General features: G+C 70.9%; 21 protein-coding genes. 9 read left to right on the forward strand and 12 right to left on the reverse strand.

Annotation, left to right across the window (positions count from 1 at the left end):
* Positions 1 to 43: 43 nt before the first annotated feature.
* Positions 44 to 232, reverse strand: coding sequence for a DUF5703 family protein (locus ABZO29_RS35705; protein WP_033311872.1), 189 nt, complete (start codon positions 230 to 232; stop codon positions 44 to 46).
* Positions 233 to 279: 47 nt separating this feature from the next.
* On the opposite strand from ABZO29_RS35705, the gene ABZO29_RS35710 reads away from it, so the two are divergent.
* On the forward strand, positions 280 to 942 hold the full coding sequence (locus ABZO29_RS35710) for a hypothetical protein (RefSeq protein WP_367324328.1): 663 nt from the start codon (positions 280 to 282) through the stop codon (positions 940 to 942).
* A gap of 82 nt (positions 943 to 1,024) precedes the next feature.
* Here ABZO29_RS35710 and ABZO29_RS35715 read toward each other — a convergent pair whose 3' ends face one another.
* Positions 1,025 to 3,226: a helix-hairpin-helix domain-containing protein gene (locus tag ABZO29_RS35715; RefSeq protein ID WP_367324329.1), complete on the reverse strand. Its 2,202-nt coding sequence runs from the start codon at positions 3,224 to 3,226 to the stop codon at positions 1,025 to 1,027.
* The gene (locus tag ABZO29_RS35720) at positions 3,223 to 4,209 is read right to left on the reverse strand and encodes an aldo/keto reductase (protein ID WP_367324330.1); all 987 of its coding nucleotides are present in this window, start codon (positions 4,207 to 4,209) and stop codon (positions 3,223 to 3,225) included. The genes ABZO29_RS35715 and ABZO29_RS35720 overlap by 4 nt, the downstream gene beginning before the upstream one ends.
* Before the next feature lie 179 nt (positions 4,210 to 4,388).
* On the opposite strand from ABZO29_RS35720, the gene ABZO29_RS35725 reads away from it, so the two are divergent.
* Together ABZO29_RS35725 and ABZO29_RS35730 are read left to right on the forward strand one after the other, a co-directional pair.
* Positions 4,389 to 5,444, forward strand: a complete 1,056-nt coding sequence (locus ABZO29_RS35725) for an LLM class F420-dependent oxidoreductase (RefSeq protein WP_367324331.1) — start codon at positions 4,389 to 4,391, stop codon at positions 5,442 to 5,444.
* 232 nt (positions 5,445 to 5,676) lie between these two features.
* Entirely contained in the window at positions 5,677 to 6,465 is a 789-nt protein-coding gene (locus tag ABZO29_RS35730; RefSeq protein ID WP_367324332.1) for a ferritin-like domain-containing protein, read from the forward strand.
* Positions 6,466 to 6,478: 13 nt separating this feature from the next.
* Here ABZO29_RS35730 and corA read toward each other — a convergent pair whose 3' ends face one another.
* Positions 6,479 to 7,477 (reverse strand): magnesium/cobalt transporter CorA, encoded by a 999-nt coding sequence (gene corA / locus ABZO29_RS35735; protein ID WP_367324333.1) that lies wholly within the window; start codon positions 7,475 to 7,477, stop codon positions 6,479 to 6,481.
* A 62-nt stretch (positions 7,478 to 7,539) separates the two neighbouring features.
* On the opposite strand from corA, the gene ABZO29_RS35740 reads away from it, so the two are divergent.
* The 4 genes from ABZO29_RS35740 (at position 7,540) to mshC (ending at position 11,107) form a co-directional block, all read left to right on the forward strand.
* Positions 7,540 to 8,226, forward strand: coding sequence for a histidine phosphatase family protein (locus ABZO29_RS35740; protein WP_367324334.1), 687 nt, complete (start codon positions 7,540 to 7,542; stop codon positions 8,224 to 8,226).
* A 96-nt stretch (positions 8,227 to 8,322) separates the two neighbouring features.
* On the forward strand, positions 8,323 to 8,913 hold the full coding sequence (locus ABZO29_RS35745; protein ID WP_367324335.1) for a DUF3090 domain-containing protein: 591 nt from the start codon (positions 8,323 to 8,325) through the stop codon (positions 8,911 to 8,913).
* Positions 8,877 to 9,707 (forward strand): SCO1664 family protein, encoded by an 831-nt coding sequence (locus tag ABZO29_RS35750; protein WP_367324336.1) that lies wholly within the window; start codon positions 8,877 to 8,879, stop codon positions 9,705 to 9,707. Before ABZO29_RS35745 ends, ABZO29_RS35750 begins: the two co-directional genes overlap by 37 nt.
* A 170-nt stretch (positions 9,708 to 9,877) precedes the next feature.
* Positions 9,878 to 11,107 (forward strand): cysteine--1-D-myo-inosityl 2-amino-2-deoxy-alpha-D-glucopyranoside ligase, encoded by a 1,230-nt coding sequence (gene mshC, locus ABZO29_RS35755; protein WP_367324337.1) that lies wholly within the window; start codon positions 9,878 to 9,880, stop codon positions 11,105 to 11,107.
* 67 nt (positions 11,108 to 11,174) lie between these two features.
* Here mshC and ABZO29_RS35760 read toward each other — a convergent pair whose 3' ends face one another.
* Both ABZO29_RS35760 and ABZO29_RS35765 read right to left on the reverse strand, forming a co-directional pair.
* Positions 11,175 to 11,675, reverse strand: coding sequence for a hypothetical protein (locus ABZO29_RS35760; RefSeq protein ID WP_367324338.1), 501 nt, complete (start codon positions 11,673 to 11,675; stop codon positions 11,175 to 11,177).
* Positions 11,676 to 11,709: 34 nt separating this feature from the next.
* Positions 11,710 to 13,434, reverse strand: coding sequence for a S8 family peptidase (locus tag ABZO29_RS35765; RefSeq protein ID WP_367324339.1), 1,725 nt, complete (start codon positions 13,432 to 13,434; stop codon positions 11,710 to 11,712).
* 312 nt (positions 13,435 to 13,746) lie between these two features.
* On the opposite strand from ABZO29_RS35765, the gene ABZO29_RS35770 reads away from it, so the two are divergent.
* The gene (locus ABZO29_RS35770; protein ID WP_367324340.1) at positions 13,747 to 14,721 is read left to right on the forward strand and encodes an SMP-30/gluconolactonase/LRE family protein; all 975 of its coding nucleotides are present in this window, start codon (positions 13,747 to 13,749) and stop codon (positions 14,719 to 14,721) included.
* A gap of 92 nt (positions 14,722 to 14,813) precedes the next feature.
* Here ABZO29_RS35770 and ABZO29_RS35775 read toward each other — a convergent pair whose 3' ends face one another.
* The 6 genes from ABZO29_RS35775 to ABZO29_RS35800 all read right to left on the reverse strand — a co-directional run bounded on the left by ABZO29_RS35775 (position 14,814) and on the right by ABZO29_RS35800 (position 22,068).
* A complete protein-coding gene (locus ABZO29_RS35775) occupies positions 14,814 to 15,746 on the reverse strand; it encodes a PAC2 family protein (RefSeq protein ID WP_367324341.1) in 933 nt (310 codons plus the stop codon).
* A gap of 142 nt (positions 15,747 to 15,888) precedes the next feature.
* Positions 15,889 to 16,560 (reverse strand): FadR/GntR family transcriptional regulator, encoded by a 672-nt coding sequence (locus ABZO29_RS35780; RefSeq protein WP_367324342.1) that lies wholly within the window; start codon positions 16,558 to 16,560, stop codon positions 15,889 to 15,891.
* 276 nt (positions 16,561 to 16,836) lie between these two features.
* Complete coding sequence (locus ABZO29_RS35785) at positions 16,837 to 18,453, reverse strand: FAD-dependent oxidoreductase (protein ID WP_367324343.1); 1,617 nt, start codon at positions 18,451 to 18,453, stop codon at positions 16,837 to 16,839.
* 32 nt (positions 18,454 to 18,485) lie between these two features.
* The gene (glpK, locus tag ABZO29_RS35790) at positions 18,486 to 20,024 is read right to left on the reverse strand and encodes a glycerol kinase GlpK (RefSeq protein WP_367324344.1); all 1,539 of its coding nucleotides are present in this window, start codon (positions 20,022 to 20,024) and stop codon (positions 18,486 to 18,488) included.
* A 108-nt stretch (positions 20,025 to 20,132) separates the two neighbouring features.
* The gene (locus ABZO29_RS35795; RefSeq protein ID WP_367324345.1) at positions 20,133 to 20,927 is read right to left on the reverse strand and encodes an MIP/aquaporin family protein; all 795 of its coding nucleotides are present in this window, start codon (positions 20,925 to 20,927) and stop codon (positions 20,133 to 20,135) included.
* 376 nt (positions 20,928 to 21,303) lie between these two features.
* Positions 21,304 to 22,068 (reverse strand): IclR family transcriptional regulator, encoded by a 765-nt coding sequence (locus ABZO29_RS35800; protein WP_367324346.1) that lies wholly within the window; start codon positions 22,066 to 22,068, stop codon positions 21,304 to 21,306.
* 311 nt (positions 22,069 to 22,379) lie between these two features.
* Here ABZO29_RS35800 and metH point away from each other — a divergent pair, with 311 nt between their 5' ends.
* Positions 22,380 to 25,892, forward strand: a complete 3,513-nt coding sequence (gene metH / locus ABZO29_RS35805; RefSeq protein ID WP_367324347.1) for a methionine synthase — start codon at positions 22,380 to 22,382, stop codon at positions 25,890 to 25,892.
* The last annotated feature ends 17 nt before the right edge of the window (positions 25,893 to 25,909 follow it).

Consider the following 25,909-nt stretch of genomic DNA (forward strand, 5'->3'; position numbering starts at 1 on the left):
GGGCCCCGCGTCGGCGGGGCCCGCTCCGTTCCGCTGTCTCACCTCACCACGTGGCGCGCGCCTGGCGGATGATCCGCCGACGCAACCGCACCCTGCGGCTGCCGTCACGCAGCAGGCTCAGTCGGTACAACTCCCAGTGTCCGTACTCGGCGTGGTCCGTCAGCAGACGTGCCGTCTCCTTGCGGGAAACCCCGCGCGGTACGTACACGTCGACAAATTCGTATTCCGGCATCGCATCTATTGTGCGGGCTGGGGCCCGGTACGGATAGCGTCTGCACTATGTCTGATGCTGCGCAGCCCACCGCTGCCGAGGTACGCGCCGCCGCCGAGGCGGTCAAGACCGCGCTCGACCGCCATCTGGCCGCGGTCGAACGCCGGTCGGGGGAGGACGACCCGGCCGTCTATGAGGCGTTCAACCAGCTGGCCGCGGCCGCAGAGGCGTACGACGAGCTGCTCTACGACCGCTACGACGAGGTCACGCCCTTCGAGATCCCCGGCACGGAGGACCTGCCCCCGTACACGGGGCCCGAGGAACCGAGCGCGCTGAGTGTGCTGATCCGCCGCGACTACGCCGTGGTGGAGCCGCAGCGGCTGCTGGCGCAGGCCGAGCGGGTCGAGGCGGCGGACTACGAGGGCGCGGACGCCTCCGGCACGATTCACGGGGCGCTCGGCATCCTCTTCGGTGAGTACGAACCGGACGAGATCGCCTCCCGGCACAAGGAGTTCGGTCTGGAGGAGGGCGATTCCACGCTGTGGGTGACCGCGGCGGACGATCCGGTCGAACCGGGGGAGTGGCTGGAGTCGCCGTTCGAGCAGATCGATCCGCAGCGGGTGGTCTGCCGTTTCGACGTCAGCGCGGTCTTCGACGAGGAGGCCGACGGAGTCGATCTCGAAGACGATCTTGACACCGATCTGGACGAGGACCTGGAGCGACACGGCTAGCGCCGGGCGCCACGGCGGCGGTCACGGAGAGCTTCCGTGGCCGCCGCCGTCGTTTGTGTCTGCGGGTTGTCCTGCCCCGTGGTCAGCCTGCCGTCGGGACCTGGGTCCTCAGCAGAACCGGAAGACGTGTAGTGCGCGGCTTCGGCGGGACTTCTGCGACCGCTCTCGGCAGTGCCTGCTCCACTCCGTGCACCACGGACAGGTGGCGTTCCGCGCGGCTGAACGCCGTGTAGACCCAGGGGCGGTTCAGTGCCTGTGCCGCGTCGCCGGGCAGGACCACGACCGCCGCCGGCCATCGGCTGCCCACCGCCTGGTGTGCGGTGAGCGCCCACCCGTGTCGTACGGTCTGCTCGACCCGGTCCCGGGCCACGACGACGGGGGCGCCCGCGCACGTCAGGTGCAGTCCGTCGGCGTCGGCCCTCACCACCCGGCCCGCCAGCGTGCGGCCCGGAGCGGGGGAGTAGGCGATCAGGTCGCCCGGGTCGAAGCCGCCGAAGCGGCCGGGCCCGGGGTTGAGGCGCTCCTTGAGCGCCGCGTTGAGCGCGCGCGTCCCGGCCGCGCCCCCGTGCCCCGGCGTGATCACGACCGTCTGCTCGGACTGCACGCCGAAGGCCCGCGGCACCGAGTCCGCGACGAGCTGCACGGTCCGGTGCACGGCTTCGCCCGCGTCCCGCACCGGCACGATCACGATCTCCTTTCCGGGCGCGTCGACCTGGTTCAGCTCGCCGATGCCGATGCCCGAGACGAGCTCGCCGATCGGACCCGGGTCGGGGATGCGGGAGGCGACCTGCGGACACACCCGAGCGGCGACCAGGTCCGCGAAGACCCGCCCCGCACCGGCCGACCAGAGCACGGCCGGATCCCCGCTGAGCACCAGCCGGGCCCCGTCGGGCAGCGACTCCACGACCGTCGCCGCGCTCTCCACGTCGAGCTGCGGGGCGTCGAGAACGACGAGGAGGTCGAGGGCCAGCGCCCCGTCGGCGTCGCGCCCGGGACCCTCGGCACCGGAGAGGAGGCCGGCGACGGTGACGACGGCGTCGGTGGCCTTCTCGTCGGCCGTTCCGAGCAGCGCCGCGAAACGGCCGCGCCCGTCCGGCGTATGGCACGCCGCGACGGCACGCAGGTCCAGGGCGCGAGCCGCGGCCAGCAGGGCCACCGGTTCGGCGCGGGCCGTCTCGCCGCCGGTGTGCAGCACGAGGCCGTGACCGGCGACGGCACGGATCAGCTCGGCCGCGCCGCCGGACGCCGACGCCACGGCCGGCTCCCACCGCGTCGAGGCGTCCTTGGCCAGGGAGTTGACCACGCGGGCCAGTCCGTCGGCGAGGCTCTCCTCGGCGAGCGCGTACGGCTCCAGGCCGACCAGGACCCGGACCGGGCGCTCCGTCTCCTCGTCCTCCTCTGCTTCCTGGGCCGGCGAGGCGGCGGCGGGGCTGCCGGGTTCCTCCAGCGCGTCCTGGAAGACCAGCGCCTCGCCCTCGGCGATCGTGCTCTGTACGGCTCCGTCCGCGTCCGGCACGCCCCGCCGGTCCAGCGCCGCGGTGAGGGCCGACAGCTCAAGGGCGGTGTGCCCGGCCAGGGCCGCCTGCTCCAGGAGCCAGACGGTGACCGACCGGCCCCGCCGCTCGTCGTCCGGGGCGCAGTCCGCGCCGAGCAGCGCCCGCGCGAATCCGTCGGCCTGCTCGGGACGTACGCCCGTGACCCGCAGCAGCTGCCAGGGATCCGCGCGCAGCACGTCCTCGGCGCCCTCGCCGAGGACCGCCGCCACCTGCGGTGCCAGCGCCTCGGGCGCACCTCCGCCGGTCAGCACGCCGCGCACGGCCTCGACGGTCTGCGGGGCGGGAGCCGAGGGCGCGTCAGGGGCCTGCTGCGGCTGCGGGCGTCGTACGGGCTCGGGGGCGGGGCGGCGCGGAGCCCGCTCCGGCTCGGCGAAGACGGTGGCGGCGGGCTTCTCGCCGCTCTCCACCGCCCTTACGGCCGCGAGCAGATCGGCGGCCTTGCCGCTCAGCTTGCCGCCGCTCTCGATGGGGCCCTGCTTCTCGGACTTCCGCCGCTCGATCCGCTCCCGCTCGAGCCGCTGGGCCGCGAGCTCGGCCTCGGCCTCGGACGGCGGCGACGCGGTGCCGCCGTCGCCGCCTTCGGTGTCCGCGCTCTCCTCGGTCTCTGCGGCAGCCGAGGCCTCCGCGGTACCGGAGTCTTCCGCGGCTCCGGTGTCCGGGGCGCCCTCCGCCGCCGTGTCCGGTGTCCCCGGCCCGTCGTTCTCCGTGGTCTCCGGCTCCGTGCTCACAGCGTGCTCCAGTCGTGATCGGGATAGCGGTGCAGGGGCGCCGACACATCGTCGAGCGCCCGGCAGATCTCGTCAGGAAGACTAAGGGCCTCCACTGACAATGCCGCCGTGAGCTGCTGCGCGTTGCGTGCGCCGACCACGGGCGCGGCCACTCCGGGCCGGTCGCGCACCCAGGCGAGGGCGACCTGGAGCGGGGTCACCGCCAGCCCGTCCGCCGCGGTCGCCACGGCGTCGACGATGCGGCTCGCGGTGTCGTCGAGGTACGGCTCGACGAAGGGCGCCAAGTGGTCCGAGGCACCGCGCGAGTCGGGCGGCAGGGCGTCGTTGCGGTACTTGCCGGTGAGCACACCGCGGCCCAGCGGGGAGGACGGCAGCAGACCGATCCCCAGGTCCAGCGCGGCCGGCAGCACCTCGCGCTCCACGCCGCGCTGCAGCAGCGAGTACTCCATCTGCGTGCTCGCCAGCCGCGTCCGTGCCCCCGGTGCCGCCAGCTGCCAGGTCGCGGCCTTGGCGAGCTGCCAGCCGCAGAAGTCGGAGACGCCGGCGTAGCGCGCGCGGCCGCTGGTGACGGCGATGTCGAGGGCCTGGAGGGTCTCCTCGAGCGGGGTGTCCGGGTCGAAGGCGTGGATGTGCCAGAGGTCGACGTAGTCCGTGCCGAGACGGGCGAGCGAGGCGTCCAGAGCGGAGAGCAGGTGGCCGCGCGAGCCGTCGAAGCGCCGGTCCGGGTCGGGCACACTGCCGGCCTTGGTGGAGATCACCAGGTCGCGCCGCGGCACCAGGCCTTCTATGAGGCGTCCCAGCAGGTACTCGGCCTCTCCGTCGCCGTACACGTCCGCGGTGTCGACGAGCGTTCCGCCCGCTTCCCAGAACGTCTTCAAGAGGTCCGCGGCGTCGTGCTCGTCGGTGTCACGTCCCCACGTCAGGGTGCCGAGCCCGATGCGGGACACGCGCAGGCCGGTACGGCCGAGATGCCTCTGCTCCATGGACGCCGACATTACTGGCCAGGGGTCGTGGCGTGGGGGCCTGTGGATAACCAGTTTCCGTCAGCGCCGGGGGGACCCGAACCGCCCGCCGCTGTGCGGGACGCGACAGTCCGCGGCCCTGTGAGTCGCGCTAGGGTCTGCGCACAAGGGACGCTACTGATGGGTAAGGGGATTCGGCCATGCAGCTCGGGATCAACCTCGGCTACTGGGGCGCCGGGATGGACTCGGACAATCTCGCCGTGGCGCAGGAGGCCGACCGGCTCGGGTACGCCGTGTGCTGGGCCGCCGAGGCCTACGGCTCCGACGCGGCCACGGTGCTCACCTGGGTCGCCGCCCAGACCGAGCGGATCGACGTCGGCTCGGCGATCTTCCAGATCCCGGCCCGCCAGCCCGCGATGACCGCCATGACCGCGGCCACCCTCGACTCCCTCTCCGGCGGACGCTTCCGGCTCGGCCTCGGCGTCTCCGGCCCGCAGGTCTCCGAGGGCTGGTACGGCGTCAAGTTCGACAAGCCGCTGGCGCGGACCCGCGAATACGTCGAGATCGTACGGAAGGCGATGACGCGGGAGCGGCTGTCGTACGAGGGAGAGCACTGGACGCTGCCCCTGCCCGGCGGCCCGGGCAAGCCCATCAAGCTGACCGTGCACCCGAAGCGCGAGCACATCCCGCTGTACATCGCCGCCATCGGCCCGAAGAACCTCGAGCAGACCGGCGAGATCGCCGACGGGGCGCTCCTCATCTTCCCGAGCGCCGACCACCTCGAGGACACCGCGATCACCTACCTGCGCGCGGGGCGCGAGAAGGCCGGCAAGACCCTGGACGGCTTCGACGTCTGCCCGACGCTGCCCCTCGCGGTCGGCGACGACAAGGACGTGGCCAGGCTCGCCGACACCTTCCGTCCCTACACCGCGCTGTACGTCGGCGGTATGGGAAGCCGCAAGCAGAACTTCTACAACCAACTCGCCCAGCGCATGGGGTACGAGACGGCGGCGGCCGAGATCCAGGACAAGTACCTGTCCGGCGACAAGCAGGGCGCCGCGGCCGCCGTCCCGCACGAGCTGATCGACCGGACCACGCTGCTCGGTTCGGTGGAGCGGATCGCCGACCGGATGAAGGCCTACGCGGCGGCCGGGGTCACCACCCTCACCCTCGCCCCCGCCGGTTTCACCCTCGACGAGCGCCTCGCCTCGCTCCGCGCCGGCGCCGAGGCCCTGGAGCGCGCCGGGCTCGCGTAACACCGGGAACACCGGGGGGAGGTTTTCAGCGGCCGTGGTGGGGGCTCGGGGGTCTTCCCCGCCACGGCCGTCACGGGGAACAACGCGCCGGGACCCGCGCGGTTACGCCGCGCCATGACCCTGGCGGTCATCCTTTTGGCGGAGTTGTCCGACACAGCTGTTGCAGCGCCCCTCATGCCGCATTTGACTCGTTCTTTGCGGAATCCTGCGGAATGCAGAGAGGTGCCCCACGATGCTTTCGGCCAAGAGTCTGTTCCAGGAGATCCTCGACAACGACGAGTCCTTCCGGCTCTTCTGCTCCATCGCGGCCAGCGGGGAGTCGCAGGGCGGCTGGGAGAACGCCCGGATCGCCGCGCTCGTCCCGGCGAGCGAACGCGAACTCGCCCCCAAGATCACCCGACACGGCGCGGACGAGGACAAGCACGGGCGGATCTTCAACGCCCTGCTGAAGAAGCGCGGCCTCGAACCCGTCCCGGTCCCGCCCGAGACCGACTACACCATGATCCTCGAGCGGAACGGCATCGGCCTCGCCCACGACAAGCTCAAGAGCGACCAGCCGCTCAGCGTGCAGGACATCGTCACCTACCTCGCCCACAGCCGGGTGACCGAACAGCGGGCCTCCGAACAGATGGAGTTGCTGCGCAAGCACTTCGCCGACCACCCCGACGTCGGCCGCGCGGTGAAGATGATCTCCAGCGACGAGGACAACCACCTCGCCTACTGCCACGAGGAACTCCTGCGCTTCGCCCACGCCGGGCACGGCCGCGCCATCCAGCGGACCCTGCGCGAGTCCGCGCTCGCCGAGATCCGGATCTACCGGGACGTCAGCCTCGCCGTGATGGCCCACATGGGACGCATCCTCGGCTGGCCGCGGGCGAAGTCGGCGGTGCTCGTGGCCGGCATCCACGCCGTGTACGCGTGGGAACGCTTCGCGGGCTGGCGGCGGATGGTGTCCCTGAAGATGCCGGAGCGACGCGACGCACTCGGCGGGCCGGCCACGACGGCCGCCGAGTTCGCCTGACGGACAGGCACGCCTAAAGCCAGCCGCGGCTCTTGAACAGCCGGAACAGGGAGACCTCCAGGGCGGCCAGGACCACGATCACCGCCGGATACGACCACACCCAGTGCAGCTCCGGCATGTGGTCGAAGTTCATGCCGTAGATGCCCGCGATCATCGTGGGGACCGCGGCCATGGCCGCCCACGCGGAGATCTTCCGCATGTCGTCGTTCTGCCGGACGCTCATCTGCGCCAGATGCGCCGAGAGGATGTCCGAGACGAGCCGGTCCAGGCCCTCCACGGACTCGTTCACACGCGTGAGGTGGTCGCTCACGTCGCGGAAGAACGGTTGCGCCTTCTCGTGGACGAAGGGCACGTGGATGCCGTAGAGCCCCGTGCCGGCGAGCCGGGTCAGCGGCTGCGCCAGCGGACCGGTGGCCCTGCGGAACTCCAGGACCTGCCGTTTGAAGGCGTAGATGCTGGACGCCGTGTGGCGCGAGCCGCCGGTGTCCGGCGCGAAGACCTCCGCCTCCAGCTCCTCCAGGTCGGTCCCCAGCTCGCGCGCCACGTCCACGTAGTGGTCGACCACCGCGTCGGCGATCGAGTACAGCACGGCCGTGGGACCGTGCCGGAGCATCTCCGGCTCCGCCTCCAGCCGGTGCCGGACGGCCGCGAGGGGCGCCTCCTCGCCGTGCCGTACGGTCACCACGAACGAGTCGCCGACGAAGACCATGACCTCGCCCGAGGAGACGACATCGCTCTTCGGCTCGTACCCCACAGGTTTGAGGACCATGAACAACGAGTCGTCGTACACCTCGAGCTTGGGGCGCTGATGCGCCTTCAGAGCGTCCTCGACGGCCAGGGGATGCAGCCCGAACTCCTCCGTGACCTGGTCGAACTCGTTCTCCGTCGGCTCGTACAGGCCGATCCAGACGAAGGCGTCACCCCCGAGGCGGCACTGGGCCAGGGCGTCGGAGAGGTCCTCGGGACCCTCCGTCCGGCGCCCGTCGCGGTAGATGGCACAGTCGACGATCACGGAGCGTATTCTCCCGCCCTGGGCCCGCCGTCGCATGCGGGCGTATGCCTACCCTGGGCCGCATGCCCACGCTGATCCTCGTCCGGCACGGACGTTCCACCGCCAACACCTCGGGAGTGCTCGCCGGCTGGACGCCCGGCGTCGCCCTCGACGAACGGGGCGCCGCGCAGGCCGCCGCGCTGCCCGGGCGCCTCGCCGAGCTGCCGATCTCCGAGGTCGTCGCCAGCCCCCTCCAGCGCTGCCAGGAGACGATCCAGCCGCTGCTCGACGCGCGGCCCGGGCTGCGCGCGCACATCGACGAGCGGATCGGGGAATGCCACTACGGCGACTGGTCCGGACGCAAACTGGCCGAACTCAAGGACGAGCCCCTCATGGAGGTCGTGCAGGCGCATCCGTCCGCGGCCGCCTTCCCCGGCGGCGAGTCCATGCGGGCCATGCAGACCCGGGCCGCCGAGGCGGTACGCGAATGGAACGCGCGCGTGGAGCGCGACCACGGTGCCGACGCCGTGTATCTCATGTGCTCGCACGGTGACATCATCAAGTCGCTGGTGGCGGACGCACTCGGACTTCATCTCGACCTCTTCCAGAGGATTTCCGTTGAACCGTGTTCCATCACCGCGATCCGTTACACACGGCTGCGGCCGTTCCTCGTACGGCTCGGGGACACCGGTGATTTCGCGTCCCTCGTGCCGCGCGAGGAACCCCCTGCCGAGGACGCCCCGGTGGGGGGCGGTGCGGGCGCACCGTGATCGTCGGCCGCAGTAGGGTGAAGCGGTCCACACACACGCGTTCACGCACGGACCTTCACGTACTCACGATCCGAACGATTCCAATGGAGACAGGACGTGTCCCGTCAGGTGTTCCTCTACGACCCGCCGGACCGCTTCGTGGCCGGCACGGTCGGACTGCCCGGGCGCCGTACCTTCTTCCTCCAGGCCATCGCCGGCTCCCGGGTGACCAGCGTGGCACTGGAGAAGACTCAGGTAGCCGCGCTCGCCGAGCGCATGGACGAGTTGCTGGACGAGGTCGTACGCCGTAGCGGCGGCAGCGCTTCCGTGCCCGCCGTGGCGCCCAACGAGATCGCCGACACCGATCCCCTCGACACACCGATCGAGGAGGAGTTCCGGGTCGGCACCATGGCCCTCGCCTGGGACGGCGAGGAACAGCGCATGATCGTCGAGGCGCAGGCCCTCGTGGAACTCGACGCCGACTCCGAGGAGGACCTCGCGGAGGCCGAGGAGCGGCTCCTTCAGGACGAGGAGAACGGGCCCCCGATGCTGCGGGTCCGGCTCACCGGCGCGCAGGCGAGAGCCTTCGCCAAGCGCGCCCTCGACGTCGTCAACGCCGGCCGGCCGCCGTGCCCGCTGTGCAGCCTGCCGCTCGACCCGGAAGGACACGTATGTCCGCGCCAGAACGGATACCGCCGCGGAGCGTGACGGCCGAGGTGACCCCAGCCGAACTGCTCGAGCGCGGGGAGCTGACCGTGCGCGGCCGTATCCGTGACGCCTCCAACGCGGCGCTGTACTGCACGGTCGCCCACGAGGGCCGTGAGGCGACCTGCGTCTACAAGCCCGTGGCCGGCGAGAGACCCCTGTGGGACTTTCCCGACGGGACGCTCGCCCAGCGTGAGGTGGCGGCGTACGAGGTCTCCGAGGCGACCGGCTGGGGGCTCGTGCCGGCGACCGTGCTGCGGGACGGGCCGTACGGCGAGGGAATGTGCCAGTTGTGGATCGAGCAGACGCCCGACGCGGAACTCCTCGCCCTCGTGGAGGGGGAGGAGCCGCAGCCCGGCTGGAAGGCGATCGGGTTCGCGGAGGTCGGGGACGGCAGGACCGCGCTGCTGGTGCACGCCGACGACGAGCGGCTGCGGCGACTGGCCGTCCTCGACGCGGTGATCAACAACGCGGACCGCAAGGGCGGCCATCTGCTGCCGACCGCAGACGGGCGGCTGTACGGCATCGACCACGGCGTCACCTTCAACGTCGAGAACAAACTGCGGACGCTGCTGTGGGGCTGGGCGGGCGAGCCACTGACGGGGGAGGCGGTCGAGGCGCTCAAGGGCCTGAAGGCGGCGCTCGACGAGGGCGGGACGCTGGCGACCCGGCTGACCGCACTCATCACACGGGCGGAACTCGAAGCCACGCGCGCGCGGGTCGACGGGTTGCTGGCGTCCGGGAAGCATCCGGAGCCGAGCGGGGAGTGGCCGGCGATTCCGTGGCCGCCGGTGTGACGCGCGGCACCCCGCCGGCGCGGTGAGCGGACCCAGCCGGCGTCGACACCGGCGCGAGTCACCTGAAAACAGGCCGCTGCACATCCGCACGGTCTGCACAAGACCGCCTTCCCGGCCATCCGACCCACTCCCGTTCGTATACGGAACTTCCGGCCGGTTAGGCTCATGACATGCATGCCTGGCCCGCTTCCGAGGTCCCCGCCCTGCCAGGTCAGGGCCGCGACCTCAGGATCCACGACACCGCGACCGGTGATCTGGTCACCCTCGACCCCGGTCCCGTCGCCCGTATCTACGTCTGCGGTATCACGCCGTACGACGCCACCCACATGGGGCACGCGGCGACGTACAACGCGTTCGACCTGGTGCAGCGCGTGTGGCTCGACACGAAGCGGCAGGTCCACTACGTCCAGAACGTCACCGACGTCGACGATCCGCTGCTCGAGCGGGCGCAGCGCGACGGCATCGACTGGGTCGCCCTCGCCGAGAAGGAGACGACCCTGTTCCGCGAGGACATGACCGCCCTGCGGATGCTGCCGCCGCGGCACTACATAGGGGCCGTCGAGGCGATACCCGGGATCGTCCCGCTCGTCGAGCGGCTGCGGGACGCCGGCGCCGCCTACGAACTCGAGGGCGACATCTACTTCTCCGTCGAGGCCGACCCGGACTTCGGCAAGGTCTCGAACCTCGACGCCGCCGCCATGCGGCTGCTGTCCGCCGAGCGCGGCGGCGACCCCGACCGGCCCGGCAAGAAGAACCCGCTGGACCCGATGCTGTGGATGGCGGCCCGCGAGGGCGAGCCCAGCTGGGACGGCGGCTCGCTCGGCCGCGGTCGCCCCGGCTGGCACATCGAGTGCGTCGCCATTGCCCTGGACCATTTCGGCATGGGCTTCGACGTGCAGGGTGGCGGCTCCGACCTCGCCTTCCCGCACCACGAGATGGGGGCCTCGCACGCCCAGGTGCTGACGGGGGAGTTCCCCATGGCCAAGGCGTACGTCCACGCCGGCATGGTCGCCCTGGACGGCGAGAAGATGTCCAAGTCCAAGGGCAACCTGGTCTTCGTTTCGCAGCTGCGGCGCGACGGCGTCGACCCCGCCGCCATCCGGCTCGCGCTGCTCTCCCACCACTACCGGGCCGACTGGGAGTGGACCGACCAGGTGCTCGAGGACGCGGTGGCGCGGCTCGGACGGTGGCGTGCCGCCGTCTCCCGGCCCGACGGTCCGGCCGCCGAGGCGCTCGTGGAGGAGATCCGCGAGGCACTGGCGAACGACCTGGACGCTCCGGCCGCGCTGGCCGCCGTGGACCGCTGGGTCGCCCTGCAGCAGGAGCAGGGCGGTACGGACACCGGTGCACCCGGAGTGGTGTCGCGCGCGGTGGACGCTCTGCTCGGCGTGGCCCTGTAGGCACGAGAGGGGCGGTTCCTCCCCGCGGGAGGAACCGCCCTTCGCGTCACCTACCTGCCGGTGTGCGTCAGAGCTTCTGCACCCGGACGCTGCGCAGGATCGCCGGCGACGCGCTGTCCCAGATGCCGACGACCTGGTGGCCGAACGCGAAGGCCTCCTGGATCTCGTCGTGGGCCTGCGGCGTCGGGTTGTTGAGGACGCGGAAGCCGTCCGGGAAGCGCAGGAAGATCTGCTGCGGCTGGCCCGGCAGCGGCTGCACGATGTCGACGTAGCCGTTGGCGATGCCGGCGTGCAGCACCTGTGCCGAGACCTGCTGGATCGCTGACTGCGTCACCTGCTGGAGCAGCTGCTGCACCTGCTGCTCGACCTGCTGTTGCTGCGGCTGGCCGTAGCCCTGCTGCTGCCCGAGCTGCTGCAGCAGCTGCTGGTACGGCTGCTGCTGACCGAGCTGCTGGAGCTGCTCCAGGGTGCCGCCCATGCCGTACGGCTGCTGCTGGTACGGCGAGGTGCTCGGGAACTGCTGGCCCTGCTGCTGTCCCATGTGACTCATCTGCGGGGTGGTGCTCATACGGGTGTCACCTTCCCTTGATGTGATGGGTTCGTCAGCCGGTGACGACCAGGCCGACGATCTCGTCGTCCGAGAACCACACTCGGACGTCGGGCCGTCCCCCCGCGAAGGCGGTGTGCACCGCCTGGCGGATCTCGGGGGACGGGTGGTTGAGGTTGCGCCAGCCGCCGGCCACGAACAGCCGGAGGCGGGGCGGGAGTTCGCGCGGATACGGCAGGAGCTCGTCCCAGTACCGCTCGGCCCGGCCCGAGCCGACCGCGTGCGGCAGCAGATGGGCGACGGCCGCCCTGATGTCGGGCCGGTTGCCGATCCGCTGGGAGGCGGGCCGGCCCGGCGCGTCCTGCTGCGGGGAGCCCGTGGACCGCAGCACCGTGCGGGCCAGCTGCGGGGACATCGGCTGCTGGCCGGCCGTCTTGAGCATGCCCTGCAGCGCGGCCAGCGCGCCGACCACCACCGGGGAGGCGGAGGAGGTCCCCGAGAACGTGTCGGTGTACCAGGCGATCTCCTCGGGCCCGCCCTGCAGGTCGCCGGGCCGGTCCCAGAAGCCGCCGGTCGTCGTCACCTCACGCCCCCAGCCCTGCGCGTCCACGCGGGAGCCGTAGTTGGAGAACGCGAGCCGGGAGCGGTCCGGGCCGTGGTCGCGGCCGTGCGTGCCCGGCGGCGGGGCGCCCGCGCCGACCAGCACCGCGCCGGAGGACTCGTTGGAGGGGTTGAACGGGTTGCGCCACCACTCCGGGAATTCGTCGGGACGACGTTCGTAGACCGCGTCGTCGAGCGACTCGGCGCCGTTGCCGGCGGCCGCCACGACCAGGATGCCCTTGGCGGTGGCGTAGCGGACGGCCGCGTAGTCGTCCGGCCACCATTCGAGGGCGATGTAGCCCCGCTGGTCGTCGCGCTCCGCGAAGTCGAACCGGGGCCCCGGCCGGTGGAGTTCGATCAGCACGATGTCGCCCGGCGCGAGCCGGTCGGCCGCCGCATGGATCGCCGCCGCCGTGCCGAGGCCCTGGAACGACGCGGCCGCGGTCACCGCGTCCGGTGCGATGCCGGTGACGCCGCGCTCGCCCCGGTCGCCACCGATGACGCCGATCACCGCGGTGCCGTGGTTGCGCCAGGCGAGATCGGTCAGCGGAGTGCCGACGACCACGCCGGCGAGCTTGGCGGCCAGGTCCTCGTGGCCGAGCTGCCAGCCGCCCTCGACGTCGATCACGGTCACGCCCTGTCCTGAGCCGCCCGGCCGCTGCCAGGCCCAGTGGGCGTCCACGCCCTCCGGCGCGGGCCGCAGATAGCCCTGCCGGCCGCTGAAGTCGGGCGTGACCGGCGCGCCTTCCTTGAGCCGTCCGCTGTCCTGCCCGACCTGCCCCACGGCGGCGGGTACGGCGCCCGGCTTGACGTACGCCGTGTCGATCCCCGGCAGTGCGGCGATCCGCGCACGCAAGACCTGGGCGCGGCTCTCCCCGCCGCGCACCCGGTAGAACAGGGCGAGGTCGGGCGCGCTCTCCGCGCCGGGTGCCTGCTGGAGGCGTTCCTCGCTGCCGAACAGCGGTTCCAGGGAGAGCTGTTCGTCACCGAGGAACATGTTGAGCGCCGAGACGTCGGCGCCGGCCGCCGACCGGACGCCCTCGGCCCGGGCACGCAGCCTGGACTCGGGACGGGCTACGACGATCAGTTCCTGCTCGGCTCCTCGATAGGTGAATCCCGCTCCGTCGGGCCCCGGCCCGGATGCGCCCGGGTCCTGCGCCGGCTGTGCCTGCTCGTTCATCGGATACCGCTCCCTTCGGTCCGTGCGGATGCCAAGTAGCGGTGCTGCGGCGCGCCTTCGGCAGACAACCAAGCACTCCCGGGGCGGGCCGTCCAGACCCAATTCGCCAACTCGGTTTGAATACAAGTTGAATGGGGTAACGTGTTCAATCCGTCCTGAAACAGATGTCACGGCATAATCAGGCCAGATGCTGTCGAGGCGCTGTCGATGGTCTGTCAGGAGCTGTGGCCGCAGCGGCGCTTGTGATGGGGTGGAGCGGTAGTTGACCGCTGGACCGGGCCAACTGCCGGTCCCTACGCGGAAGGACGATCCGTGGCACCCACACACGGTTCCTTCGCACACTCTCTGACGCGCCGCAGACTTCTCGCGCTCGGCGCGTTGACCACCGGCGCCGCGCTGACCGCCTCACCGGCCGGCGCCACCGCGCGGTCCACGGCCACCTGGCCGGACGTGATCCCGCTGCCGAACGGCTTCCGCCCGGAGGGCATCGCGATCGGGCGCGGACCGTACGCCTACCTCGGTTCGCTCGGCGACGGCTCCATCTACCGCGCCGACCTGCGCACCGGCGAGGGCGGGATCATCTCCGCCGGGCCCGGCACGCCGTCGGTCGGTCTCAAACTCGACGACCGGGGCCGCCTGTTCGTCTCCGGGCGCGACTCCGGCGCCCGGGTCGTGGATGTGCGCAGTGGCGAGACCATCGCCTCGTACGTCCTCGCCACGACCACCCCGACCTTCGTCAACGACGTCTTCCTGACCCCGCGCGCGGCCTGGTTCACGGACTCGTTCCAGCCCACGCTGTACGCCCTGCCGCTCGGCCGCGCCGGTGAACTGCCGGACGCCTCCGACGTCGTACGTCTCCCGCTGAGCGGCGACTGGAGCCAGGTCGGCGACGGGGCCGTGAACGCCAACGGCGTCAGCCGCACGCCCGACGGCTCGGCGCTCCTCGTGGTGCAGTCCGGAGTCGGCGGCCTGCACCGGGTCGACCATCACACCGGCGTCACCCGGCTGGTCGACCTCGGCGACGCGGCCCCGCTCACCAACGGCGACGGACTGCTGCGCATCGGGCGGACGCTGTACGTCGTACAGAACCGGCAGAACGCGATCGACGTGTTCAAGCTGGCGTCCGACGGCCGCAGCGGGGTCTTCCAGCGCCGCATCACGGACGCGGACTTCGACGTGCCGACGACAGCGGCCGTGTACAAGGACCGGCTCTACCTGCCCAACGCCCGGTTCACCACAACGCCGACGCCCGAGACGACGTACTCCGTGGTCGCCGTACCGGCCTGAACGACCCGACGGACTCCGTCCGGGCCTGATCGAAAAAGGCGGCGGTACAGGCCTGACGGAACAGGGCGGTGCGCCCGAGGCGCACCGCCCGTTCAGTTCTCCGACGAATCGTCGTCGTCCGTGCTCGGCTTCGGCGGCCGGCTCCGCTCCCCGGGATTGTCCCGCAGATACGGCGGGCCGTCGCCCCCGTCCCGGCGCCGCAGATAGCGCTCGAACTCGCGGGCGATCGCCTCACCCGACGCCTCGGGCAGCTCCGCGGTGTCCCGGGCCTCCTCCAGCGTCTGGACGTACTCGGCGACCTCGCTGTCCTCCGCGGCCAGCTGGTCCACCCCCACCTGCCAGGCCCGCGCGTCCTCGGGCAGCTCGCCCAGCGGGATGCGCACGTCGATCAGGTCCTCGAGCCGGTTGAGCAGGGCCAGCGTGGCCTTCGGGTTGGGTGGCTGCGAGACGTAGTGCGGCACGGCCGCCCAGAGGCTGACGGCCGGCACGCCCGCGTGCGTGCACGCCTCCTGCAGGACGCCGACGATGCCCGTGGGCCCCTCGTACTTGGTCTCCTCCAGGTCCATCCGGCGCGCCAGATCCGCGTCGGACGTGGTCCCGCTGATCGGGACCGGACGTGTGTGCGGGGTGTCACCGAGCAGCGCGCCCAGGATGACCACCAGCTCCACACCCAGCTCGTGCGCGAAGCCGAGCAACTCGTTGCAGAACGAGCGCCAGCGCATGGACGGTTCGATACCCCGGACAAGCACCAGGTCGCGCGGCTTCTCGCCGCCGACCCGGACCACCGACAACCTTGTCGTCGGCCACGTGATCTTGCGCACGCCGCCGTCCATCCACACCGTGGGGCGGTTCACCTGGAAGTCGTAGTAGTCCTCGGCGTCCAGCGCCGCGAAGACCTCGCCCTTCCACTCCCTCTCCAGATGCGCGACCGCGGTGGAGGCGGCGTCGCCGGCATCGTTCCAGCCCTCGAACGCGGCCACCATGACCGGGTCGATCAGCTCGGGAACCCCCTCGAGCTCGATCACCCAGTGCCTCCTTCCGACGTGCCCTCGCCTGACCACCCAACCTTACGGCGTGCGGCGGGGGCGACCGCAGCCCCCTTGCACGGGGGAGTGAACGGATCACTGCCCCGTTCACCACCCCCGAACACCCCCTGTCCGGCCCCTGTCACAGCGTCGACCGCAGCCACTGCTCCACGCTCCCGATGTGCACGGTCGCCCACGACCGCGCGGCCTCCGCGTCCCGGTCGCGCAGCGCCGCCAGGATGGCCCTGTGCTCGCGCAGGGTGCGGCCCACCGCGTCCTCCTGGGTGAGCCCGCGCCAGATCCGGGCCCGGGTGGTCGGCCCGGACAGGCCGTCGAGCAGGGAGCACAGCACCGAGTTGCCGGCGCTCTGCACGATGCCCCGGTGGAACTCCAGGTCGCAGGCGACCAGCTCCTCCACCGACGGGTCGTCACCGAGCTTGTCCAACTGTGCGTCCAGCGCGTCCAGTTGCTGCTCGCTGATGCGCAGCGCCGCCATCGCCGTCGCGGCCGGCTCCAGGATGCGGCGCACGGCGAGGAACTCCAGGACCGTGTCGTCGCGGTGGAAGTCGACGACGAAGCTCAGCGCCTCGAGGAGCAGTTGCGGGTCGAGGCTCGTCACATAGGTGCCGTCGCCCTGCCGCACGTCCAGGATCCGGATCAGCGACAGAGCACGCACGGCCTCCCGCAGGGAGTTGCGGGACAGCCCGAGCTCGGCCGCGAGCTCGCTCTCCTTGGGCAGCCGGTCACCGGGGCGCAGCGCGCCGGAGACGATCATGCCCTTGATCTTCTCGATCGCCTCGTCGGTGACTGCCATGACCGGCCTCCCTGTCGCTCATCGTCCAGACATCCTCACTCAGACATCGGATGTCTCAGGTCATTATGGGGGTTCAGCCGGGTGAACGGGAGAGGAAATGCACTGGTCAGGCGTACATCGAAGCCGGGATCGGAGCGTCGGCCCCGAGCAGGGACGGCGAAAGGGGCGGCTCCGTCGGCGTGGAGCCGCCCCTTTCGTGGTCCGGCCCCGGTGCGGATGGGGCCGTCCCTCGTGCTGCCGGCCCCCGGTCAGGGGGAGTGGGGCCGGCCGAGGGGTCTACTTCTTGTCGAGCAGGTCCTGGACCTTCGCACGGACCTCGTTCGTGGCCAGGCCGCGGATCGTCAGCGTCGTACGTCGGCGCAGCACGTCGTCCGCCGTCTCCGCCCACTCGTTGTCGCGGGCGTAGACGACCTGCGCCCAGATCTCCGGCGCGTCCGGGTGGACGCGCTCGCCCAGCTCCGGGTTCTCGTTGGCCAGGCGGGCGATGTCGAAGGCCAGCGAACCGTAGTGCGTGGCCAGGTGCTTGGCGGTGTCCGCGCCCATGCGCGGGCCCGGCGCCGGGCGGTCGGTCAGCAGGCGGTGGGCGACCGCGCGCGGGTTGGCGATGCCCGGCAGCGGCAGCTTCTTCGGCAGCGAGGAGATCGGCTCGAAGTCCTCGCCCAGCGGGCGCCCCGGCAGCGACTCCAGCTTCTGCATGACCGTACGGCCGATGTGCCGGAAGGTCGTCCACTTGCCGCCCGCGACGGACAGCATGCCGCCCTTGCCCTCGGTCACCACGGTCTCGCGCTTGGCCTTCGCCGTGTCGCCGGGCCCGCCCGGCAGCACCCGCAGACCCGCGAAGGCGTACGTGATCAGGGAGGGGCTCAGCTGCTGGTCCCGGATCGAGAACGCCGCCTCGTCCAGGATCTGGGTTATGTCCTTGTCGTTGACGGCGACGTCCGCCGGGTCGCCCTCGAACTCCTCGTCGGTCGTGCCGAGCAGCAGCATGTCCTCCCAGGGGAGGGCGAAGGTGATGCGGTACTTGTCGATCGGGGTGGCGAGGGCGGCCTTCCACGGAGACGTCCGCTTCAGGACCAGATGCGCGCCCTTCGACAGACGGATCGACGGCGCGGCATTCGGGTCCTCCATCTTGCGCAGGTGGTCGACCCACGGTCCGGTCGCGTTCAGTACCAGGCGGGCGTTCACGCCGAACTCGTCGCCGGAGAGACGGTCGCGCAGATCGGCGCCCGTCACCCGGCCCTTGGTGAAGCGCAGGCCCGTCACCTCGGCGTGGTTCAGCACCACCGCGCCCGACTCGACGGCCGCGCGGACCGTCATCAGCGCCATCCGGGAGTCGTTCATCTGGTCGTCGCCGTACACGGCGACGGCCTTGAGGTTGTCGGTGCGCAGCTCGGGCACGTCCTGCGCGGCCTTCGCCGGCGAGAGCAGATGCCCGACACCGTCACCGAACGCCGACAGCGCGGAGTAGGCGAACACGCCCGCCCCGAGCTTCGCCGCGCCGTGCGGCCCGCCCTTGTACACGGGGAGGTAGAACGTGAGCGGGTTCGCCAGGTGGGGGGCCACCTGACGGGAGACCGCACGGCGCTCGAAGTGGTTCTCCGCCACCAGCTTCACCGCGCCGGTCTGCAGATAGCGCAGACCGCCGTGGAGCAGTTTGGAGGAGGCGGAGGAGGTGGCGCCGGCGAAGTCACCGGCGTCGACCAGAGCCACCCGCAGGCCGGACTGCGCGGCGTGCCAGGCGGTGGAGATGCCCAGGATGCCGCCGCCGATCACGAGAAGGTCGTACGACGCCTTGGCGAGCTGCTCCCGGGTCTCGGCGCGGCTCGGGTTGAAGCCGGAGGCCGGGCGTGTACCGAGGGCAGGCACGGACTGCAGGGTGGTCTGACTGGTCATTTCGGGTTACTAACTCCTCGTCAGAGCTCTCGTCAGCTCTCGTCCTCGAGCCAGCCCATGGTCCGCTCGACGGCCTTGAGCCAGCTCTTGTACTCACGGTCGCGGATCTCCGCGTCCATGCGGGGGGTCCACTCGGCGGCCCGGCGCCAGTTGGCGCGCAGGTCCTCCGTGCTGGTCCAGAAGCCGACGGCGAGACCGGCGGCGTAGGCGGCGCCGAGGCAGGTGGTCTCGGCGACCATCGGACGCACCACGGGGGCGTCCAGGAAGTCCGAGAGGGTCTGCATCAGCAGGTTGTTGGAGGTCATGCCGCCGTCGACCTTGAGGGCCGCGAGCTCGACGCCGGAGTCCTTCGTCATGGCGTCGGTGATCTCACGGGTCTGCCAGGCCGTGGCCTCCAGAACGGCGCGCGCCAGGTGCGCCTTGGTGACGTACCGGGTGAGGCCGGCGATCACACCGCGGGCGTCGGAGCGCCAGTACGGGGCGAACAGGCCGGAGAAGGCCGGCACGAAGTACGCGCCGCCGTTGTCCTCGACCGAGAGCGCCAGGGTCTCGATCTCGGCGGCGGTGCTGATCAGGCCCATCTGGTCGCGCATCCACTGCACCAGCGAACCGGTGACGGCGATCGAGCCCTCGAGGGCGTAGACCGGAGCGTCGTCGCCGATGCGGTAGCCGACGGTGGTCAGCAGGCCGGAGTACGAGTTGATGATCTTCTCGCCGGTGTTCATCAGCATGAACGTGCCGGTGCCGTACGTCGACTTGGCCTCACCCTCGGAGAAACAGGTCTGGCCGAACAGGGCCGCCTGCTGGTCGCCGAGCGCGGAGGCGACCGGGATGCCGCCGAGCAGGTCACCGAGCTTGCCGCCCTTGATCTCGCCGTACACCTCGGCGGAGGAGCGGATGTCGGGCAGCATCGCGAGCGGCACGCCGATGGACTCGGCGATCTTCTCGTCCCACTCCATGGTGTGCAGGTTCATCAGCATGGTGCGGGAGGCGTTGGTGACGTCGGTGACGTGCTGTCCTCCGTCGACACCACCGGTCAGGTTCCAGATGACCCAGGTGTCCATGGTGCCGAACAGGATGTCGCCCGCCTCGGCGCGCTCGCGCAGGCCCTCGACGTTGTCGAGCAGCCAGCGGGCCTTGGGACCGGCGAAGTAGGAGGCTAGGGGAAGGCCGGTCTCGCGGCGGAAGCGGTCCTGGCCGACGTTGCGGCCGAGCTCCTTGCAGAGGGCGTCGGTGCGGGTGTCCTGCCAGACGATGGCGTTGTGGACGGGCTCACCGGTGTTCTTGTCCCACAGCAGCGTGGTCTCGCGCTGGTTGGTGATGCCGATGGCCTTGATGTCGTCGCGGGTGATGCCGGCCTTCGCGACCGCACCGGCGACGACCTCCTGGACGTTGGTCCAGATCTCGTTGGCGTTGTGCTCGACCCAGCCCGGCTTCGGGAAGATCTGCTCGTGCTCCTTCTGGTCGACGGAGACGATACGGCCGTCGCGGTCGAAGATGATGCAGCGGGACGAGGTGGTGCCCTGGTCGATGGCGGCGATGAACGGGCCGGCGGTGTGGGCGTCGGTCACTGTTTCTCCTGGGAGTTCCGTGGTGATGGAGCTGTATACGTACGGCGCGTGCTGTGAGGCTCGGTGCCCCGGTGCCCGGAGGTCCGGGCCCGGCGCTCTTGGTGCTCTTTAAGCAAATGCGACGTTGTAGATGCCTGCGGCGATCGCCGCGCCGATCAGCGGACCGACGACCGGGATCCAGGCGTAGCCCCAGTCGGAGCCGCCCTTGTTGGGCAGGGGCAGGAGGGCGTGAACAATGCGCGGACCGAGGTCACGGGCCGGGTTGATCGCGTAGCCGGTCGGGCCGCCGAGCGACAGACCGATCGAGACGACCACGAGTGCGACGACCAGGGCGCCCAGCGTGCCCAGACCGTTGCCCTTGTCGTTCAGGCCCTGCGTGAGGATGGCGAGCACCAGCACGACGGTGCCGATGATCTCCGTGAGCAGGTTCTGCACCACGTTCCGGATCTCCGGGCCGGTGGAGAAGATGCCCAGGACCGGGCCGGCGCCCTTCTCCTGGGCCTCGACGGCCTTCGCCGCCGTGGCCTGCGCACCCGGACCGCCGACGATCTCCTTGTCGGTGAGGTGCGCGTGGAACTGGCCGTAGTAGGCGACCCAGACCAGGGCCGCGCCGATCGCGGCGCCGAGCAGCTGTCCGGCCCAGTAGACCGGGACGTTGCTCCAGTCGTCGTCCTTGATCGCGAGTGCGAGCGTCACGGCGGGGTTGAGGTGCGCGCCGGACAGCGGCGCCGAGGTGTAGACCGCCGTGAGCACTGCGAAGCCCCACCCGAAGGTGATGGCGAGCCAGCCGGCGTTGCGGGCCTTGGAGGCCTTCAGCGTGACGGCGGCGCAGACGCCACCGCCGAGCAGGATGAGTATGGCGGTACCGATGGTCTCGCCGATGAAGATGTCGGAGCTGGACACCCGCGACTCCTTTGTCCTTCGTCCAGGGAAGCCGAACCCCGGGTCCCTCCGGGGATTCCGCGCCCTCGGGGGTGAGAGCGAATCCGGTCCTTGGCGTTGCCACACTCTAGCGCGTATTGCCGGTAGGTGTTCGACAATGCCGACCGATGGACGGGAGTCTTGCCTCGGCGTCGCGCATGAGTCAAGGGGTCTGTCATCGAATGCGCGAACGTTGTTGGTTGTGTTGATTTATCGACACTGCCAGGTCTGATGCGTACTGCGGAGTAGCAAATACGGCGCGTGTCGGCCTGGTGATGTGTCCGGTTGTGTCAGTGCGTGGCATCGACCGGAACGTCATACGACGTCCCGGTCGTCCTCCTTGCGCGGTGTACGGCGCTCAGAACCGTCCGGCGCCCAGATCCCGCGACACCGCGCGGGCACAGTCCCGCACCGCGGCGATCAGCTCGTGGCGCACCTCGCCGTCCCGGCCCACCCGCTCCACGGCCCCGGTGATGCCGACCGCTCCGACCGGCATGCGCCGCCGGTTGTGGATGGGCGCGGCGATGGACGCCACACCCTCCCAGGTCTCCTCCACGTCCGCCGCGTACCCACGCGCGCGGGTGATGTCGAGGATCTGCTCGAACGCGTCCAGTTCGCACACGGTCCGGTCGGTGAACGCCTTGCGGTCGGCCTCGACGGCCTCGCTGTGCGCCACCGGGTCGTACGCCGACAGCACCTTGCCCAGGGCCGTGGAGTGCAGCGGCTGCATGGCCCCGATCTCCAGGACCTGCCGGCTGTCGTCCGGCCGGAAGACGTGGTGCACGATCAGCACACCCTGCTGGTGCAGCACGCCCAGATAGACGCTCTCGCCGCTGGCACGGGCCAGGTCGTCCGTCCACACCAGGGCCCGCGCGCGCAGCTCGTGGACGTCGAGGTAGGTGGTCCCCAGCCGCAGCAGCTCGGCGCCCAGCTGGTACCGCCCGGAGGCTTCGTCCTGTTCGACGAAGCCCTCCTGCTGGAGGGTGCGCAATATGCCGTGGGCCGTGCCCTTGGCAAGGCCCAGCGACGAGGCGATGTCCGAGAGGCCGAGCCGCCGCTCGCCGCCCGCGAGCAGCCGCAGCATCGCGGCCGCCCGTTCGAGCGACTGGATGTTCCGTGCCATCGCCGTCCTGCCTCCGTCCCCTTCGACCGTCCACGCGCGACGTTTCTGCCGCCGTTCGGCAATGCCGAACACTACCGGTCCATGACGACCTCCCGCTAATGGTCGGTCGATTCCTGCTGCGTCACTCGTCACGTCACCCGTTTCCCGGAGTGACCCCGACACGGTCCTCGTCCGCCCCGTGGACGCCCTGACCATATGCCCCGGGTCCCGGCTACCCTGACGGGGTGCGCCCTCCTCGGGAGCCCGGCCCGGGTCTCCTCCGGAAGCGGAAGCGCAAAGCCGACAGCCGTCGCACCCAAGGGAGCCCCTTCATGGCCTCTGTGCCGCCGACCCCTTCCGCCGACAGCCGGACCCGTGTGTCCGCGCTCCGCGAGGCCCTCGCCACCCGCGTGGTGGTGGCCGACGGAGCCATGGGCACGATGCTCCAGGCCCAGGAGCCCACCCTCGAGGACTTCCAGAACCTCGAAGGCTGCAACGAGATCCTCAACGTCACCCGGCCCGACATCGTCCGTTCGGTCCACGAGGCGTACTTCGACGCGGGCGTGGACTGTGTCGAGACCAACACCTTCGGCGCGAACTTCGCCGCGATGGCCGAGTACGACATCCCCGAGCGGGTGCACGAGCTGTCCGAGGCCGGCGCCCGCATCGCCCGCGAGACGGCCGACGCCTTCGCCGGGCGCGACGGACGCACGCGCTGGGTCCTCGGCTCCATCGGCCCCGGCACCAAGCTGCCCACCCTCGGCCATGTCGCGTACACCACGCTGCGCGACGCCTACCAGCAGAACGCCGAGGGCCTCATCGCCGGCGGTGCCGACGCACTCATCGTCGAGACCACCCAGGACCTGCTGCAGACCAAGGCGGCCGTCCTCGGCGCCCACCGCGCCCGGGAGATCGCCGGCCTGGATGTGCCGCTGATCTGCTCGGTGACCGTCGAGACGACCGGCACCATGCTGCTCGGCTCGGAGATCGGCGCCGCCCTGACGGCCCTGGAGCCGCTCGGCATCGACATGATCGGCATGAACTGCGCGACCGGCCCCGCCGAGATGAGCGAGCACCTGCGCTACCTGGCCCGCAACGCCCGTATCCCGCTGGCCTGCATGCCGAACGCGGGCCTGCCGGTCCTGGGCAAGGACGGTGCCACCTACCCGCTGAGCGCGCCGGAGCTCGCCGACGCCCAGGAGAACTTCGTCCGCGACTACGGCCTGTCCCTGATCGGCGGCTGCTGCGGCACCACCCCCGAGCACCTGCGTCAGGTCGTCGAGCGGGTCCGTGACCTCACCCCGGCCGAGCGCAACCCCCGCCCCGAGCCGGGCGCCGCCTCCCTCTACCAGACGGTTCCGTTCCGGCAGGACACCTCGTACCTGGCGATCGGTGAGCGCACCAACGCCAACGGGTCGAAGAAGTTCCGCGAGGCGATGCTGGCGGGTCGCTGGGACGACTGTGTGGAGATGGCCCGGGAGCAGATCCGTGAGGGCGCCCACCTGCTCGACCTGTGCGTGGACTACGTGGGCCGGGACGGCGTGGCCGACATGGAGGAGCTGGCCGGCCGCTTCGCCACCGCCTCCACCCTGCCGATCGTGCTGGACTCCACCGAGGTCGACGTCCTCCGCGCCGGCCTGGAGAAGCTGGGCGGCCGCGCGGTCATCAACTCGGTCAACTACGAGGACGGCGACGGCCCCGAGTCGCGGTTCGCGAAGGTCACCGCCCTGGCCAAGGAGCACGGGGCCGCGCTGATCGCCCTGACCATCGACGAGGAAGGGCAGGCGCGCACCCCCGAGAAGAAGGTCGAGATCGCCGAACGGCTCATCGACGACCTCACCGGGAACTGGGGCATCCGCGAGGAGGACATCCTCATCGACTGCCTGACCTTCACCATCTGCACCGGTCAGGAGGAGTCCCGCAAGGACGGCGTCGCCACCATCGAGGCGATCCGCGAGCTCAAGCGCCGCCATCCCGACGTGCAGACCACTCTCGGCCTGTCGAACATCTCCTTCGGGCTGAACCCGGCCGCCCGGATCCTGCTGAACTCCGTGTTCCTGGACGAGTGCGTCAAGGCGGGCCTGGACTCGGCGATCGTGCACGCCTCGAAGATCCTGCCGATCGCCCGCTTCGACGAGGAGCAGGTGCAGACCGCCCTCGACCTGATCCACGACCGGCGCGCCGAGGGCTACGACCCCCTGCAGAAGCTGATGGCCCTGTTCGAGGGCGCCACCGCCAAGTCCCTGAAGGCGGGCAAGGCCGAGGAGCTCGCCGCGCTGCCGCTGGAGGAGCGCCTCAAGCGGCGCATCATCGACGGGGAGCGCAACGGGCTCGAGGCCGACCTGGACGAGGCGCTGCAGACCCGCAACGCGCTGGACATCGTCAACGAGACGCTGCTGGACGGTATGAAGGTGGTCGGTGAGCTGTTCGGCTCCGGCCAGATGCAGCTGCCGTTCGTGCTGCAGTCCGCCGAGGTGATGAAGTCCGCCGTCGCCCACCTCGAGCCGCACATGGAGAAGTCGGACGCCGAGGGCAAGGGCACCATCGTGCTCGCGACCGTGCGCGGCGACGTGCACGACATCGGCAAGAACCTCGTCGACATCATCCTGTCGAACAACGGCTACAACGTGGTCAACCTGGGCATCAAGCAGCCGGTCTCGGCGATCCTGGAGGCGGCCGAGGAGCACCGGGCCGACGTGATCGGCATGTCGGGTCTGCTGGTGAAGTCCACGGTGATCATGAAGGAGAACCTGGAGGAGCTCAACACCCGCGGTCTGGCAGCCAGCTATCCGGTCATTCTGGGCGGGGCGGCGCTGACCCGGGCGTATGTGGAGCAGGACCTGCACGAGCTGTACGAGGGCGAGGTCCGCTACGCCCGTGACGCCTTCGAGGGGCTGCGCCTGATGGACGCCCTGATCGGCGTCAAGCGGGGCGTGCCCGGGGCGCAGCTGCCCGAGCTGAAGCAGCGCCGGGTCCGCGCGGCCACGGTCGAGGTCGAGGAGCGCCCGGAGGAGGGGCACGTCCGCTCCGACGTCGCCACCGACAACCGCGTGCCGGAGCCGCCGTTCTGGGGCACACGCGTCGTCAAGGGCATCCAGCTCAAGGAGTACGCCACCTGGCTGGACGAGGGCGCTCTGTTCAAGGGCCAGTGGGGCCTGAAGCAGGCCCGCACCGGCGACGGACCCACCTACGAAGAGCTCGTCGAGACCGAGGGCAGGCCCCGGCTGCGCGGCCTGCTGGACAGGCTCCAGACCGAGAACCTGCTGGAAGCCGCCGTGGTCTACGGCTACTTCCCCTGCGTCTCCAAGGACGACGACCTGATCGTCCTGGACGAGCAGGGCAACGAACGCACCCGCTTCACCTTCCCGCGCCAGCGCCGCGGCCGCCGGCTGTGTCTGGCCGACTTCTTCCGCCCGGAGGAGTCCGGCGAGACCGACGTGGTCGGCCTCCAGGTCGTCACCGTCGGCTCCAGGATCGGCGAGGAGACCGCGAAGCTCTTCGAGGCCAACGCCTACCGCGACTACCTCGAACTGCACGGCCTGTCCGTGCAGCTGGCCGAGGCCCTCGCCGAGTACTGGCACGCGCGCGTGCGGTCCGAGCTGGGCTTCGCCGGCGAGGACCCGTCCGACATCGAGGACATGTTCGCCCTGAAGTACCGCGGCGCCCGCTTCTCGCTGGGCTACGGCGCCTGCCCCGATCTGGAGGACCGGGCCAAGATCGCCGAGCTGCTCGAGCCGGAACGGATCGGTGTCCACCTCTCGGAGGAGTTCCAGCTCCACCCCGAGCAGTCCACCGACGCCATCGTCATCCACCACCCCGAAGCCAAGTACTTCAACGCACGCTGAAGTGGTTTTTCGCACAC

Origin of the sequence: Streptomyces sp. HUAS ZL42, assembly GCF_040782645.1 — a bacterium.
Lineage (GTDB): Bacteria > Actinomycetota > Actinomycetes > Streptomycetales > Streptomycetaceae > Streptomyces.

What these genes read in the sequence shown, in the direction of transcription:
- ABZO29_RS35705 (WP_033311872.1), bottom strand. Translation starts at nt 232, where the DNA reads ATGCCGGAATACGAATTTGTCGACGTGTACGTACCGCGCGGGGTTTCC.
- ABZO29_RS35710 (WP_367324328.1), top strand. Translation starts at nt 280, where the DNA reads ATGTCTGATGCTGCGCAGCCCACCGCTGCCGAGGTACGCGCCGCCGCC.
- ABZO29_RS35720 (WP_367324330.1), bottom strand. Translation starts at nt 4,209, where the DNA reads ATGGAGCAGAGGCATCTCGGCCGTACCGGCCTGCGCGTGTCCCGCATC.
- ABZO29_RS35725 (WP_367324331.1), top strand. Translation starts at nt 4,389, where the DNA reads ATGCAGCTCGGGATCAACCTCGGCTACTGGGGCGCCGGGATGGACTCG.
- ABZO29_RS35730 (WP_367324332.1), top strand. Translation starts at nt 5,677, where the DNA reads ATGCTTTCGGCCAAGAGTCTGTTCCAGGAGATCCTCGACAACGACGAG.
- ABZO29_RS35740 (WP_367324334.1), top strand. Translation starts at nt 7,540, where the DNA reads ATGCCCACGCTGATCCTCGTCCGGCACGGACGTTCCACCGCCAACACC.
- ABZO29_RS35750 (WP_367324336.1), top strand. Translation starts at nt 8,877, where the DNA reads ATGTCCGCGCCAGAACGGATACCGCCGCGGAGCGTGACGGCCGAGGTG.
- mshC (WP_367324337.1), top strand. Translation starts at nt 9,878, where the DNA reads ATGCATGCCTGGCCCGCTTCCGAGGTCCCCGCCCTGCCAGGTCAGGGC.
- ABZO29_RS35760 (WP_367324338.1), bottom strand. Translation starts at nt 11,675, where the DNA reads ATGAGCACCACCCCGCAGATGAGTCACATGGGACAGCAGCAGGGCCAG.
- ABZO29_RS35765 (WP_367324339.1), bottom strand. Translation starts at nt 13,434, where the DNA reads ATGAACGAGCAGGCACAGCCGGCGCAGGACCCGGGCGCATCCGGGCCG.
- ABZO29_RS35780 (WP_367324342.1), bottom strand. Translation starts at nt 16,560, where the DNA reads ATGGCAGTCACCGACGAGGCGATCGAGAAGATCAAGGGCATGATCGTC.
- ABZO29_RS35785 (WP_367324343.1), bottom strand. Translation starts at nt 18,453, where the DNA reads ATGACCAGTCAGACCACCCTGCAGTCCGTGCCTGCCCTCGGTACACGC.
- ABZO29_RS35800 (WP_367324346.1), bottom strand. Translation starts at nt 22,068, where the DNA reads ATGGCACGGAACATCCAGTCGCTCGAACGGGCGGCCGCGATGCTGCGG.
- metH (WP_367324347.1), top strand. Translation starts at nt 22,380, where the DNA reads ATGGCCTCTGTGCCGCCGACCCCTTCCGCCGACAGCCGGACCCGTGTG.